Source organism: Lysinibacillus sphaericus, from assembly GCF_006864135.1.
In the GTDB taxonomy this organism is placed as follows: domain Bacteria; phylum Bacillota; class Bacilli; order Bacillales_A; family Planococcaceae; genus Lysinibacillus.
Genome location: NZ_SADV01000025.1, coordinates 53,728 through 67,963 on the forward strand (window position 1 = coordinate 53,728; position 14,236 = coordinate 67,963).

Below are 14,236 nucleotides of genomic sequence, written 5' to 3' on the forward strand. Positions count from 1 at the left end.
TATTATTCCTTTTGCAACTAAACTGCTCGCTAGCACAAGAAGCGACTGCTCTAGTTGAACAATCGCCCCCCACTTTAAGTACAAATATTCATAAACTCTGTTTGTCAAAATAAATTTAAACAAAATAATGCTTTTATTGAATAGGCATAAATGACTCTTGCCAAATTCCATCTTCATTTTTAATCATCTTACAAATCAATGGAGAACCATTTGTTCCTTCGCATCCTTAAGTATCCTGTGAAGATATCCATTTAGTTAATCATAAAACCCTAAAATCTTTCATACTTTCTCCAAGAATATAGTGGGAAAACCACATCAAATTCTGCTTCATAATAGCCACATTAATTCCTGGCTGGTTAGAACTATATGCCATTCCTTTAAAAATAATTAATTCTGTATCAACCTCCATATCCTTTAATCCTTGATATAGCTCATATGCATTGGGAATTGGTACTCTTGCATCTTGTTCGCCATGTTGAATTAAAGTAGGAGTACAGGCCGATTTAATATATGTCATTGGTGATGTTTTAGTATATACCTCTGGATCATTCCATGGATCATTTCCTAAATACGTCCTTGTGAAGTAAGGTATATCAGTATTTACATATTGGGTTCTCCAATTCGTTATTCCGCCTCCAACAGAAACAGCTTTAAATCTACTACTAAATGTAGAACAGAAAGCTGCTACATATCCCCCGTTGCTCCAGCCCATAACCCCTACTCTATCTTTATCTGCCATCCCTTTGTCAACTAGTTGATCCACTCCAGATATAACATCATCGTAGTTAACAATCCCTAGTTTTCTATAATTTGCTTTTAAAAATTCATTACCATAACCAGAACTTCCTCTATAATTTGGTTCTAAAACGATAAAGCCTTTTTCGATAAACTGTTCAATAGGATATTTCTCATTAAAACAGTTCGAAAATATTGGAAATGATGCCCAAGCTGGACCACCATGGACTACCACTAGTAAGGGGTATTTTTTATTCGCATCAAAGTCGATTGGGGTTGATAAAACTCCCTCTATTTCAAAACCATCACTACTTTGCCATGAGATTATTTCCCTATTACTTTTAAGCTTTCCTTTGAAAAAGCTATTTTCACTTGTTATTTTTTTATCGTCTAAATAAATTTCAAAGGTTTCATTTGTTATAGCCTTATTATAGGATAGATGATTTCCATCCCGTGTTATAGAAGCATCCATAATAAAGCTATCTACTTTATCGCTTAACATTTCCACAGAGCCATTCTCAGATAACAACCCAATAAGATAATTAGTTTTATTCTGCCATCTAATTAATATTCCTTTAGCTGTCCACTGTAATGGCATAACCGTACTATCAAAATCTGTTAAAGGTTGAATTAGCTCTCCATTATTCATATCGTATATTTCTAGCGTACTATCTTGTATATGGGTCTTATAGTAATCCTTCTCTCTTATGCTTGCTGAGTAACATATTTTGCTACCATCAGGAGAAAAGCAAACATTCCCTGCCAACAACTTATCTATCGTTATCTTTTGTAGTTTCCTAGCTTTAATATCTAGTATGTATAGAACGCCATTATTATAATCTTCCATATTTGGACTTGGTGTAGCCATCAATACAACCTTTTTCCCATCATTTGAAATATCAAAGTCATGAACATGAAAATCCTTACCATCAGTTAGTTGATTAACAACGCTATTTTCGTGTTCATCTTTATCATTTTGTATCACTTTTTCTATTTCAATATAATATAAACAATTTTTCTGGTATTCCTTACCTATCTGATGGAAATCTCCATATAGTTCCTTACGTTTCTTTATCGCCTTAGATTCTTTTGATGGTGCAACATAATATAAACCCTTACCAGTAGGCTCCCATTTGAATTTACTGACCCCTTCTTTCTCATCAGTAATTTGAACACCCCTATAATCATCTTTAGACTTAACAAAGATCTGGTTTTTCTTATTATGCCCATCATCAACTGGACTAAGGTATGCGATAGCTCTAGAATCTGGAGACCATAAAGGGTTTGAACTATCCATATCCCTAGTTGTTAATGGGGAACACTGCCCCTTATCTTTTTCATATACCCATACATGATTCCTATAAATATTGTCTTTCCAGTTAGCCATCTTCTTAACAAATGCTACGTTTTTGCCATCATCACTTATGTTTGTATCGGATAAGGTTGGTATTGAAATAATCTCTTCTATACTTAAATATGTTTTTTCATTCCTTTTCATTAATAGTCCTCCTCATTAACTCTCTTCCAATAAAGTTAGCTGGTACAGGGCTTAATTCTAATTCTCTCGCCCACACAGAAAGTTGACCCATGTGGTGTACTTCGTGCGTAATGATATGGTGTAATATCTCATCAACAGTATATGTATCTTCATCCCAAGAAACACTGACTAGCTTTTCTTTTAAACTCCCTAAATTTGTTGCTAAAAATTCAGCTATTTCATTTCGTGATTTAGCTGAAAGAGATTTAACCTTTTCAAGTGTACTGTAATTAACAAACTGAAATGCTACATCTTCTTTCCCTTGAATACCACGAATCCAACTATATTCCACATCAATTATGTGAAAAAGTGTATATAATATATTTCCTACCCCACCCCTACGTTCTTTTAACAACTCTTCAATTGTCAGTTGATTGCACCAATCAAACCATTCATCTCTTACTTGTCAATTATATTTAAAGAATTTAATCATTGTAAGCACTCCAATCTAACTTATTACATAATATTTCGATATAAATCCAACTATTTCCTTCTTCAACTAACCTGCGCTGTTAGTTCAAATATGATTCTTCACAAATTCTTGATATTCGTAATAAGTAGTCAATTACTTTATTTATTAATTTCTTCAAAGTGTTCTTTCGTTTACTGTAGCGTATGACGACGCCTGCAGCTTTTTCTTTTTCAATCGCCATGAACTATTTGAAACCTTTTCCATTTTTATACGTAGATTAATTACAGGGCAGTATTCCTTTATTATTATTCGGAGGTATTTAAATGAACGCTTTTGCACTTATGGCCTTTTCTTTTGCTTGTTTATCATTCACCTTTGCGGTCTCAGCTGATGCTAAGATTAAAAAGTTAGAAAAACGTATCGAAGAACTTGAAAAAAATAAGTAATTACTTGAATACATAGTGGGATTATAGAGCGTTTTACTCGCTCTATTTTTGTTTAATTCCCATATTTCCCAGTATAGCTTTGTAAAAAAGACGGATTGTTCGTCTATGATAAAGTCTAGAGCTGATTTTCCATTGAATATTTATGTCAAAATCGAAAGTAGTTGGATCATCACCAAAACGTGTGGTTGATTTCCGTTCCGACTGGGCGCTTTGTTGCTGCCGCTTCGCTTTCGCTACAGAAAACATTTGTTGCTGCCGCTACGTTAACACTACGCTTTCGCACAGAAAACATCCGCTGCGCTGCAGGGTCTCGGGCCAACACGATGTTGGTCACGAAGGCGTTATCACAGGATGTGATGCTTTTAGCCTTCGTTCCTCTATCGCTGATCCCCGAGGAGTCGCCTATTCTCCACTCCAATCAACTATTTACATAGTAGACGTTTTAACAAAAGTCATCCACAACTTAAGGTGATGAATCAAGTAGTTCGAAAAGATAGAAAATTAAAGGAGCGTGGTTCAAATTATGACTTCATTATCCACATGCTTATAATTTTTTTTATAATGGCTTTCGTTCTTACTTTTAAACGTTCTTGGTCACTTAATTTTGTGATATGGGGCATGTACTTAGCGCTATTTTTTACGCCTATAGTCACTGTTGCTGGTTCATTCATTTATGCAGACATAAAAAAAGACGGATTTGCAGGAATAGGATTTCTGACTTTATTCGTGCCACTTGAAATAATTGCAATCCTTATATTTATTGTTGGTTGTATAGGCTGTATAGTAAGTAAAAAAAAGAAACAAAATGAACATCCATCTAATGTTCCATTATAAATTGAATTACTTAATTAAATTTACGGTCGATTTAGATGAATAAGGCTCATTTAATTGATAAAACTTCATTTTAATCAATCTTTTTAAATAGGCGTTTTTCCATTTATTTATCACCCTTGATACACAATTTCTTTCTGATATTCATCAAATATAGTAATGTATTATAATACTGCAATTTGATATATCTGCTCCGTTAGAAAATTTACAAATACTATACTTTTATATACTAAAACTATATCTTTAAACATAAAAAAGCTGAACTAATAGCAAAATTAGTTCAGCTTAAAAACAGCCTACTTCAGCTTGTTTAAAGTGCATTATAAAATACTGGTACCGGAGCAGTTTCTAGGCTTACCTGATCACTTCTTCTGTCGACCAGAGCGTTTGAAACTTACCTGAGCATAAAGAATTTTATAGCTTGAAATAAACAGTAATTTTTTCATCAAACACTTCTGTCTCAATATATTGTTCACTATGATGGTCACTCACATAATGAATATCATTTAATAACACATTTGCCTTTAGTACCGCTTCGTGCTGCTGGATGATGGTTATTGCTTTGGCACTTCCAGTAATCGAAATCGATACATATTGCTCAACAGGGAGTTGCCATTGTTTGCGTTTATCTTGAATTGTGCGAATTAATTCCCTAATTTGCCCTTCCTCAAGTAAGTTAGATGTCAGATGAACATTGATAAGAACTCGGCATAAAGCATCTTCTGCTAACATATACTGGTCCTTTACAATGGATTCGGTTAACACGTGCAATTTTAACAATGTTACCTGTTCCCCATCAATCGATAAAGCAACTGAACCCGTTCGCTGTAATATATTTTTCTCCTCGTCATTTAAATTCACTACATAATCCTTTACTTTGTTCACTCTAGCTCCAAATGCTGCACCTGCTGTTTTAAAATTAAGCTTATAATGAACGGTTTCGTAAGCTGAAAAATCATTTGTCCAAACGCATTCTTTTATATTTAATTCATCCTTCACGAGCTCGCTATATGGTTGATCATCTGTTAACTCGCCGTCTACAGAAACAATGATTTCACTCAACGGCTGCTTTACCTTGATTCCTTGACTATTACGGATGCTACGGCCAAGCTCTACGACTGTTAAAATATTCGCCATCTCTTTTTCAAGCTTAGCATTAAAGAGCGATTGATTGTATGTTGGGTAGTTTTGTAAATGAACACTTTTCCCTGTTAATTGTCGGTATAAATCTTCCGCAATAAATGGTGTGAATGGTGCTAGTAATTGACAAATTGTCGTTAGAAGCTCATACAGTGTACTATAGGCACCTCGTTTACCCTCTGTCAGCCCGTTTGCCCAAAATCTTGCTCGTGAGCGACGGATATACCAGTTACTTAGTTCTTCCACAAGCTTGCCGATTTCACGTGTTGCCTGTGTAAATTGATAGTCATCCATTGATTTTGTCACAAGCTGAATTGTGTGGTGTAACCGAGAAAGTATCCAATGATCTAGCTTTGTACGTGTACCTATCTTTTCAGCATCGTACTGGAAGCCATCTATTTCCGCATATAATTGATAAAATTTGAACGTATTATCTAGTGTATCGACTAACTTTGATTTCGCATCCGTCACAATCTTCTTAGAAAAGCGTTTAGGATTCCAAGGAGAACTGTCCACTAAGAACGCCCATCTTAAAGCATCTGCTCCGTACTGTTCTATTAGTTCAACTGGCTCTAATGCATTCCCTTTACTTTTCGACATTTTCTGCCCATGCTCATCTAAAACATGCCCTAAGGAAAGGACATTTTTATAAGGTGCCTTCCCTGTAAATAAAGTCGAAACCGCTAATAAACTATAGAAAAAGCCTCGTGTTTGGTCGATGCCTTCGATGACAACATCAGCAGGGAATTGATTGTGAAAAGTAGTAAGGTCTCCAAAAGGATAATGATGCTGCGCAAATGGCATGGATCCACTATCAAACCATACATCAATCACTTCTGGTGTACGTTCCATGTCACCACTACATTTCGGACAAGTACACACAACCTTGTCAATATACGGCTTGTGAAGCTCGATGCCTTGTAAAGTGCCTTTCGCTAATTCTTTTAAAGATGCCATACTATTTGGCGCTTCTTCATGACCACAATCCTGACAAACCCACACATTTAGCGGTGTACCCCAATAGCGATTACGGCTAATATTCCAGTCCACTAAGTTTTCTAAGAAATTGCCAAATCTACCGTGTTTAATGTGATCAGGATACCATGTAACTTGTTCATTATTTTGTAAAAGTTTATCTTTCAATGAAGACATATTGATAAACCAACTGTCAGTTGCGTAATAAAGCAATGGTGAATCACAACGCCAGCAATGAGGGTAACTATGCTCATATTTTTCCTTATCAAACAATAGCTCCTTTTTAGCGAGCATTTTAATAATATCGACATCACAATCTTTCACAAATTTACCGGCAAGCTCTGGAACCTCTTCTGTATAGCAACCCTTTAAATCAACAACATTAACAAACGACAGCTCATTTTGCTGTACCGTTTTATAATCGTCCTCCCCATACGCAGGTGCGATATGGACGATACCAGTTCCACTATGCTCTGTAACATAATCCGCTAATACAACGACATGCCCCTTATTAACTTTGACATAAGAAAATGGTGGGGTGTACGACACACCTTCAAATTCATGCCCCTCATGTTCACTTAACACTTCAGCAGAATCAGCAAAAACTTTATTCACTAGTGATTTTGCTACGATATAGACTTTATTGTGCTGCTTCACTCGAACATACATAAGCTTAGGATTCATGGCTAATGCAACATTGGCGGGTAATGTCCATGGAGTCGTTGTCCAGCCTAGAAAATATTCATCTTTATCCTTTAGCTTAAACATTGCCGTGACAGACAAATCCTTTACATCCTTATAGCCCTGTGCAACCTCATGAGAGCTTAATGATGTTTGACAGCTAGGGCAATATGGTGAAACTCGGTGCCCTTTATATAAAAGTTTTTTCTTGTGCACGTGACTTAAAATATTCCAAACGGACTCAATATAATCATTACTTAGTGTTAAATACGGGTCAGCCATGTCAATCCAATAGCCAAGCTGTTCCGTAAAGGAGCGCCATTTCTTCTCATAAGTAAAGACACTGCCCTTACACTCTTGAATAAATTGTTCAACACCATAGTTCTCAATTTCTTGCTTGCCAGAGATACCTAGCTTTTTTTCCACGCCTAACTCTACAGGCAAACCATGTGTATCCCAGCCAGCTTTACGTTCAACCAAATAACCTTGCATCGTTTTATATCGAGCCACAACATCTTTAATGGTTCTGCCAAATGCGTGACCTACGTGTGGTAAACCATTCGCGGTTGGCGGACCTTCATAAAAAACAAAAGGCTTATTGCTAGAACGGTTCGCCACAGATGCTTGGAACGTTCCTTCTTGTTCCCACAATCGACGAATCCTTGTTTCTCTTTCTACAGTTGTTTCTTTTTTCTCTTCGACTTGCATGTACATTCCTCCTATACTAAATGTATAAAAGGCATACAAAAAACCCCGTCCCAAGTAAGGGACGGGGTTAACCGCGAATACCACCCTAATTCTATTGAAGCATCGTTCAATAGCACTCAGCAACGTACAATCATACGTGTTCTTTTTAACGGTAGACACCCGAATCAGCTTACTATGTTCAGCCAATCTTCTCAGAGAGGATCTTCATGTAACACTTGCACACCGACTTCCACCAATATGTCGGCTCTCTGTAGAACAAAATGAAACACTACTCTTTCTCATCAACGAATTTGTATGCTTTTATTGTCAATCATCTTAACAAACTAATTTTCGTCTGTCAATAATTACAAAATACTAATATTTTGTTAATTTCCGTTCCGACCACATGACATTCATTATAATAAAATATTACCCTCAACTTTTGATGATGAACCAATTACCTATAATTCATCGAGACATGCTTCGATGCTCTTATGAAGAGCTGCGAACTTAGGCTTTCCATTTGTTTTAATATAAAAGCTTTTTAAAAAGCTTTTACAGTTAAAGAGTAAAATTCTGTGATGCTGTAGATCAAGCTGTCCTTTTCTTATGCTTAAAGCGGAAGGTAATTCTTCCAGTAATTTTATAATCTCTTGCTCCTCTAAACCATGTTCCAGCATTGTGAAAATAGGTACTAAAACCCGTTCATCTTCATTGTGAATGAAAGCATAATTTTCTTGCAAAACGGCGTTCCATAATGTGCTTATAATTTCGCTATAAGAGTCTTTATTTAATTTTGGATTTTTCACCAATTTATTGATCGCATCAGCCATATGTGCAACACTATGAGCCCAGCCTTTACCAGGCACGTAGCCTCTTACATCTGTTTCAGCTGATAAATAAGCTAGTAATTGATCTTTACAATCATTTATTTTGTGCTCAGATAAAAAATCATCTGCATTATCCCTATGTAAAATAAGTGCGATAAGAAGTGACGTAAATGTGCGCGTAAAAACTAAATCTGATTCGCTTTCTTCGATACCCTTATTAAGCGAATTATTCAAACTATAATCTAAAAGCTCTGTTAAAAGAGAATGCTCAAGTAAGTTTTTTTCTAAAATTAAATCATAAAACGAACCATATATTAAGTCATCTCTCAGTTCGCTATCTAATGAACCGATATGAAGCATCATTGATTGTACAATTTGTGTTTGGTCCTCTTGCTGCCATGTTTTATTTCCACTGTTTATGTCTGTTAATATTTTTTTTAATTCAATTTCCTTAAGTAAGCTATTATTTAGTATCATATCCAATCTTTCTCCCCTAACCTTTTTAAAAGAATTTGCTTAACCATCTTTTTATGATGCCCCTTGTTTATACAAACGCTTACATCAATTGTACCATAATCCAAATACAGGAGGAGTTTAAAAAAGCCAGACATTCTTGGAATTTTTGAATGTCTAGCCTTAATTTAATTATTCTCTTCTAGTATTTTCATGCTGTCTATAACCGCATTCCTTATAATAGAGTCATCATCCCAAAAATCTCTGCTATATTTAACTTCAACATAGTCCCCAAGCGACAATGTTGTAGGGGCATCAATTAATGGGAACCATGTACCATTACCATGTTTTTGTACGATGTCCTCTATTGATAATTTACCAATATTCGAGACATCTGCATTCGAAACGACTAAAAATTCATGTTCTTTGATTGCAACGACTACTCCACGTTTTGAATGGATTCCTTTTTCTCCCGCTGGAATATTATATTTCTTACGTAAGGCTGCTATTTCTTGACTATAATGTCCCTCTAAATAATTCAAAGCATCTCTTTCCATTAATAAATATTGTATCGACTTATTTACACCTTTGTATTGATCTTTTTCTTGCTCCAATAGTAACTTGGTTGTAACTAGTTTAATAGAGAATGGTTTTATATATTGTTCGATAAATTCTTCTCTTGTAAGATTCAACATTTGTAATTGTTTAGCAAGTTCCGCTTCGTTTTGATTTTTAATCTCTTCCGTCAACATTCCAAGCTGTTCATCAATTTGTTCTTGCGTAGGTACTATCCCCTTTGATCGAGCGTAAGCATATATAGATTCAACCTGTAAAAAGGATTCAAACCTAAACTTCGTATAATCATCGGACCATTTCTGATCATTTAACCGTGGATCCTCTCCCAAATAAAAGCTTAGAAACTTTTCATCTAAAACAGTCGGTATACTTGCTGATTGCTCCTGACTTCCGTTGAATTGGGTATACAGAAATATTCCAATACAAACTGTTAATATAATAGACATTACACTATATTGCCAACGCCAAGATCTTTTTTTCATCTCACGCTGTTCCAAATGCTGTACAACATTAGTCATAACACGCTTTTTACTTTCGGTTAAATCATTTAATACCCTTACATCGACTTTACTCATGCAGTAGGACCTCCCATTCAATATGCTGTAGCTTTGGCTTTAATAGCTCTCGTCCACGACGTAGCCTTGTTTTCACCGTACTCTCAGGAATACTTAAAAGCTCGGCAATATTAATAACAGACATTTCCTCAAAATAAAAATAAATAAGGATTTCACGCTGTTTTAATGGCAGTGCTAAGATGGCGTTTTCAACTAAGGTTTGTTCATCCTGCTGCACTAGCATGTCCCTTTTCGTGACAGCTTGCTTGGCAAAGATCTTCTGTTGAACTTGTATTTTACGATATGTCCAGCTGCGTAAATAGTCTTTACTTTTGTTAATGACGAGCCTCGATAAATATGCCCGTAATTCTCCTCTTTCTTCATAGTTTTGCTCATTATCGTAAAATTTAATAAATACATCTTGAACGATATCTTCAGCACTTTGTAAATCCTTAACGTAATAAAAGGCAAGTCGGATGAGCCTTTCTGTATGCTGCTGCATTATTTCTTCGAGTTCGTTAATTTCAAGCAACATCTCTCCCCCTCTCTGCCCTATAAACGGTGCTCACGGTATTGAGGTTTGTTTTATTTGTATTTTTTAAATAAAATCTTCTCGTGATGGATTTATCTCTGTATTGTCCTCCTTATTACCCGGGCAAATCCGGACTTAATTAGTCTAAATTTTCATCAGAAAAAGGCGCAATAACCGCTTTTTTATTTGAAGAAAGCACAATATTTGTTGATGGTGTTCCATAAGGCATTGCTTCATCGATAAACTGCTCTAATGTTTCCACTGAATTGGTTGCAATTTTTACTATATAACTGATTTCACCCGCTACACGATAGCATTCAAGGACATCAGGATGTGCGATACAAAATTCAGAAAGACTTTTACAATCAATTGATTTAAATAAAATAATGGCTTGAATGTCGCGATTCAACCTTTTTAAATTTACTTGTGCACTATAAGCTTCAATAATCCCCTGCTCTTCTAATTTTTTTACACGCTCAATAACTGCTGGAGACGATAAATGAACCGTCGTCGCTAAATCCTTCATCGACATTTTTGCATTTCGCTGCAATTGCTGTAAAATTTCTGTATCTATTCGATCCATATATATCCACCTTTTTTAATAAATTAGATTTAATATAATTCCTTTTATTATAAAGTAATTCACCTAAACTACATTATACAGATTATGTTATTGAATAGCCTTTTTCATTACAATTAAACATGTAAAGGAGGCATTAACAACATGAAAAAAATATTATTACTATTAGCAAATGGTTTTGAGGCTGTTGAAGCGAGTGTTTTTACAGATGTACTTGGCTGGAATAAATGGGAGGGCGACGGTACAACAGAGGTCGTGACAGTTGGATTGCATCAGCAATTGCAATGTACATGGAATTTTAACGTAGCCCCCGAAAAACTGCTGCATGAAGTTTCATTAGAGGATTTTGATGCACTTGCTATTCCTGGTGGCTTTGAGGAAGCTGGATTTTATGATGATGCTTTTAGTGAGGAATTCCAGGCGGTTGTTCGTCATTTCGATGAACATAAAAAACCGATTGCAACGGTTTGTGTAGCTTCCCTAATTTTAGGTCATAGTGGAGTACTAAATAATCGAAAAGCTACTACTTATAATCATCCTACAAGTAAACGATTAGCACAACTACAATCCTATGGTGCAGACATCGTCAACGAACGAATTGTTCAAACTGAACATATTATTACATCATCAAATCCCGGTACTGCATTTGATGTTGCATTTAACTTACTAGAAATGCTGACATCTGTAGAAAATACAAAAAAGGTAAAGGATTTAATGGGTTTTAAATAATTAAATGAAGCTGTCTCATAACATTAAGTTGAGACAGCTTCATTCCATTTAATTTGATAATAAATGATGTAACTTCGATCCAAATTCTTTGCTTTTTGTAACCAATGAAATTGTTCTTGTTCTTCCAAAATTATTAATTGGTAAGGCAAAAAGCTGAAGATGACCGATATTTTTAGCCATTAACTCTGGTACAATCGAAATCCCCATTCCAGAACTTACTGCTCCAAAAATAAAATCCCCAAAGTTTACCTCAGTTATGATATTAGGTGTGTAACCAAGGGATTGTATTTGTTCTACTATCTCCTTCCTTGAGTCACAAGGCGCTTGATGAACAATAAGCGGTTCCTCACACAATTCTGCAAGGTCGACTGCTGTTCTTGAATTAAAACGATGATTCAACGGAAACACCGCATAGTAAGGTTCCGTAAACAAATCACAACTCCACAAGGATTCTCCCGAATATTTTGCATCCACAAAGACTGCATCAAGTCTACCTTTTTGTAAAGATTGCAACAGTTCATTTGAAGTATTTTGAATCATTAATGTTATAGGACGATCTAGTAGCTTAAGTTCATTCATTTTGTTTGGCAAATAGTAAGTAGCTAAGCTAGGCAGACCACCGATGGCAATAGAATTACTCTGGCTAAATTGCTGCAATTCTTCACGAATAGCTGTTATTTCAGTTAAAACTGGTGTAATTCGAGTGTAAAAACGTTCGCCAGCTTCTGTTAATTCAATACCAATGGATGTCCTATGAAATAGTTCGATGCCAAGATTATTCTCTAAGTTTCGTATATGTTTACTTAGTGCAGGTTGGGATAGATTCGTGATTTGAGCAGCTTTAGAAAAACTTTTTTGATTGGCAGCAGCAATAAAACTATGTAACCATTCTGTATTCATTGTATTTCCTCCATACCCTATAACGATTTGTTATACCCCTATAAAATAGTGATTGTTCCATATTCAACGTTTTTTAGTAATCTATTAAATATAGATGGTACTTCGATTATAACATATTGTTATAAGTTATCTAATCGACATAATACTTAGCATCTTTAATATATGGAGGTTCTATAAATGAAAAATGTTTTATTATTATCCTTTGGCATGTTTGCCTTGGGTTTTGATGCCTATGTGATCGCAGGGCTTCTCCCAGGAATTAGTGATACGTATCAAAAAAGTACAGCGCAAGTCGGCCAGGCAGTGAGCATTTTCTCGTTATTTTACGCAATATCAGCGCCGGTATTTTCATCTTTACTTGCTGGAAAACCAATTAAAAAAATCTTAATATGGTCAATGTTTATCTTTACGATAGCGAATAGCATCACAGCTTTAGCACCGACCTTTTCTATTCTTCTACTATCGAGAGCAATTGCGGGGACTGGCGCTGGCTTATTTTCACCTTTAGCTGTAGCGGCTTCTACAAAGTTCGTTTCTAGTGAAAAGAAAGGAAGAGCTCTAGGGTTGACTATAGGAGGAATGAGCTTGGGAACAGTGCTTGGTGTTCCTTTAGGCATCTATATATCGAACGTATTTGATTGGCAAGTAACACTATGGCTATTAGTGATAATCGGTGTCATTTCTGTTTTATGTATGGTTATTTTTCTGCCTGATTTCCCAACAACACCTCCCCCAGCACTTAACGAACGATTAAAAATGTTCCTAGATAAAAGAGTAACTATAACCGTATGTATAACATTTTTCGCCAGTGTTGCTAGCCTAGGATTATACACATATCTATCTCCCTTATTAGAAGAAATGGCAGACTCCAGTAACTTTACGATATATCTTTGGGCATGGGGATTCGGTGGCTTGGTTGGAAGTATAATGATTGGTTACTTAATCGACTATTTTAGAAAACCAAAATCTTTAGTTACAATCATTTTATTTACTTTAACTTTATCCTTTATTTGTATACCAATAATGATTAACATACCTATATTAAAGTACTTACCGTTCTTTGTCTGGGGAGTAATGGGTTGGGCATGCCAAGCACCTCAACAACATATTTTACTATCGTTTCAGCCGAAAAACGGGAGTTCTGCAGTGGCATTAAATAGTTCAGTAAATTATTTAGGGAGTGCAATCGGTGCAAGCTTAGGCGGTATTGTACTTTCCTTACACATTGGAACAATAACATTGATTTATTTCGCAGTAATCTCTATGTCTTTCGCCATTTGTTTACAGTTCTTTAGTTTAAAGAACAAATATAGTATTTAAACTAAATAATAATTGCGGTTCTAACTGTTGATTTGATGATCCCGTCATTTTGATGGTTAGGATAGCAACTTTGACAGGGTTATCTTTCATTTTAGGATAGGTCTTTCCGTCGTTTCGATGGGGCTTTGGAGGTTCTATCCACGATTTCGGTGGTTCTATCCATCATTAAGAGTTCTATCTAGTCAAGTCCTTAATATTGTGTAAAATTCTATACAATGTTCTTCAACTCTGACTTTAGTTTGATTGAGTCCGTATAATTGTGTAAAAAGAAAAGGGGTCATTTTCTTTCCTCTTGGTTACAATGTTTTCAACCACGAA

The 14,236-nt window shown here is 35.5% G+C and carries 11 protein-coding genes, 1 pseudogene and 1 other annotated feature; of the genes and pseudogenes, 4 read left to right on the forward strand and 8 right to left on the reverse strand.

Annotated features, from left to right (window positions below):
- Positions 1-259: 259 nt before the first annotated feature.
- Together C7Y47_RS20535 and C7Y47_RS20540 are read right to left on the reverse strand one after the other, a co-directional pair.
- A complete protein-coding gene (locus C7Y47_RS20535; protein ID WP_142510457.1) occupies positions 260-2,233 on the reverse strand; it encodes a S9 family peptidase in 1,974 nt (657 codons plus the stop codon).
- Positions 2,220-2,705: pseudogene (locus tag C7Y47_RS20540) on the reverse strand (DinB family protein). Before C7Y47_RS20540 ends, C7Y47_RS20535 begins: the two are co-directional and overlap by 14 nt.
- 302 nt (positions 2,706-3,007) lie before the next feature.
- Between C7Y47_RS20540 and C7Y47_RS25880 the strand changes: the two are divergent.
- Together C7Y47_RS25880 and C7Y47_RS20545 are read left to right on the forward strand one after the other, a co-directional pair.
- Positions 3,008-3,130, forward strand: a complete 123-nt coding sequence (locus tag C7Y47_RS25880) for a hypothetical protein (RefSeq protein ID WP_255505285.1) — start codon at positions 3,008-3,010, stop codon at positions 3,128-3,130.
- Between the two features lie 471 nt (positions 3,131-3,601).
- Entirely contained in the window at positions 3,602-3,964 is a 363-nt protein-coding gene (locus C7Y47_RS20545; protein WP_142510458.1) for a hypothetical protein, read from the forward strand.
- Positions 3,965-4,375: 411 nt separating this feature from the next.
- Here the strand turns inward: C7Y47_RS20545 and ileS are convergent, their stop codons facing one another.
- The 5 genes from ileS to C7Y47_RS20570 all read right to left on the reverse strand — a co-directional run bounded on the left by ileS (position 4,376) and on the right by C7Y47_RS20570 (position 10,972).
- Positions 4,376-7,465, reverse strand: a complete 3,090-nt coding sequence (gene ileS, locus C7Y47_RS20550; RefSeq protein WP_142510459.1) for an isoleucine--tRNA ligase — start codon at positions 7,463-7,465, stop codon at positions 4,376-4,378.
- A gap of 54 nt (positions 7,466-7,519) precedes the next feature.
- Positions 7,520-7,759: a binding site (T-box leader), on the reverse strand.
- A 146-nt stretch (positions 7,760-7,905) separates the two neighbouring features.
- Positions 7,906-8,751, reverse strand: coding sequence for a DUF2785 domain-containing protein (locus C7Y47_RS20555; RefSeq protein ID WP_142510468.1), 846 nt, complete (start codon positions 8,749-8,751; stop codon positions 7,906-7,908).
- A 164-nt stretch (positions 8,752-8,915) separates the two neighbouring features.
- Positions 8,916-9,878, reverse strand: a complete 963-nt coding sequence (locus C7Y47_RS20560; RefSeq protein ID WP_142510460.1) for a hypothetical protein — start codon at positions 9,876-9,878, stop codon at positions 8,916-8,918.
- Positions 9,871-10,392 carry a sigma-70 family RNA polymerase sigma factor gene (locus tag C7Y47_RS20565; protein WP_142510461.1) on the reverse strand — a complete coding sequence of 174 codons (522 nt, stop codon included), beginning with the start codon at positions 10,390-10,392 and terminating at the stop codon, positions 9,871-9,873. Before C7Y47_RS20565 ends, C7Y47_RS20560 begins: the two co-directional genes overlap by 8 nt.
- A 136-nt stretch (positions 10,393-10,528) precedes the next feature.
- A complete protein-coding gene (locus C7Y47_RS20570; RefSeq protein ID WP_142510462.1) occupies positions 10,529-10,972 on the reverse strand; it encodes an Lrp/AsnC family transcriptional regulator in 444 nt (147 codons plus the stop codon).
- 141 nt (positions 10,973-11,113) lie between these two features.
- Between C7Y47_RS20570 and C7Y47_RS20575 the strand changes: the two genes are divergently transcribed.
- Positions 11,114-11,698: a DJ-1/PfpI family protein gene (locus C7Y47_RS20575; RefSeq protein ID WP_142510463.1), complete on the forward strand. Its 585-nt coding sequence runs from the start codon at positions 11,114-11,116 to the stop codon at positions 11,696-11,698.
- 48 nt (positions 11,699-11,746) lie between these two features.
- On the opposite strand, the gene C7Y47_RS20580 is transcribed toward C7Y47_RS20575, so the two are convergent.
- Complete coding sequence (locus C7Y47_RS20580) at positions 11,747-12,598, reverse strand: LysR family transcriptional regulator (protein WP_142510464.1); 852 nt, start codon at positions 12,596-12,598, stop codon at positions 11,747-11,749.
- Between the two features lie 177 nt (positions 12,599-12,775).
- On the opposite strand from C7Y47_RS20580, the gene C7Y47_RS20585 reads away from it, so the two are divergent.
- Entirely contained in the window at positions 12,776-13,918 is a 1,143-nt protein-coding gene (locus C7Y47_RS20585) for an MFS transporter (protein WP_142510465.1), read from the forward strand.
- Positions 13,919-14,236 lie beyond the last annotated feature (318 nt).

Bases quoted from the DNA above. Each gene is read 5' to 3' on its own strand.
- C7Y47_RS20545 (WP_142510458.1), top strand. From the start codon at position 3,602: ATGAATCAAGTAGTTCGAAAAGATAGAAAATTAAAGGAGCGTGGTTCA.
- C7Y47_RS25880 (WP_255505285.1), top strand. From the start codon at position 3,008: ATGAACGCTTTTGCACTTATGGCCTTTTCTTTTGCTTGTTTATCATTC.
- C7Y47_RS20575 (WP_142510463.1), top strand. From the start codon at position 11,114: ATGAAAAAAATATTATTACTATTAGCAAATGGTTTTGAGGCTGTTGAA.
- ileS (WP_142510459.1), bottom strand. From the start codon at position 7,465: ATGCAAGTCGAAGAGAAAAAAGAAACAACTGTAGAAAGAGAAACAAGG.
- C7Y47_RS20535 (WP_142510457.1), bottom strand. From the start codon at position 2,233: ATGAAAAGGAATGAAAAAACATATTTAAGTATAGAAGAGATTATTTCA.
- C7Y47_RS20565 (WP_142510461.1), bottom strand. From the start codon at position 10,392: ATGTTGCTTGAAATTAACGAACTCGAAGAAATAATGCAGCAGCATACA.
- C7Y47_RS20560 (WP_142510460.1), bottom strand. From the start codon at position 9,878: ATGAGTAAAGTCGATGTAAGGGTATTAAATGATTTAACCGAAAGTAAA.
- C7Y47_RS20555 (WP_142510468.1), bottom strand. From the start codon at position 8,751: ATGATACTAAATAATAGCTTACTTAAGGAAATTGAATTAAAAAAAATA.
- C7Y47_RS20585 (WP_142510465.1), top strand. From the start codon at position 12,776: ATGAAAAATGTTTTATTATTATCCTTTGGCATGTTTGCCTTGGGTTTT.
- C7Y47_RS20570 (WP_142510462.1), bottom strand. From the start codon at position 10,972: ATGGATCGAATAGATACAGAAATTTTACAGCAATTGCAGCGAAATGCA.
- C7Y47_RS20580 (WP_142510464.1), bottom strand. From the start codon at position 12,598: ATGAATACAGAATGGTTACATAGTTTTATTGCTGCTGCCAATCAAAAA.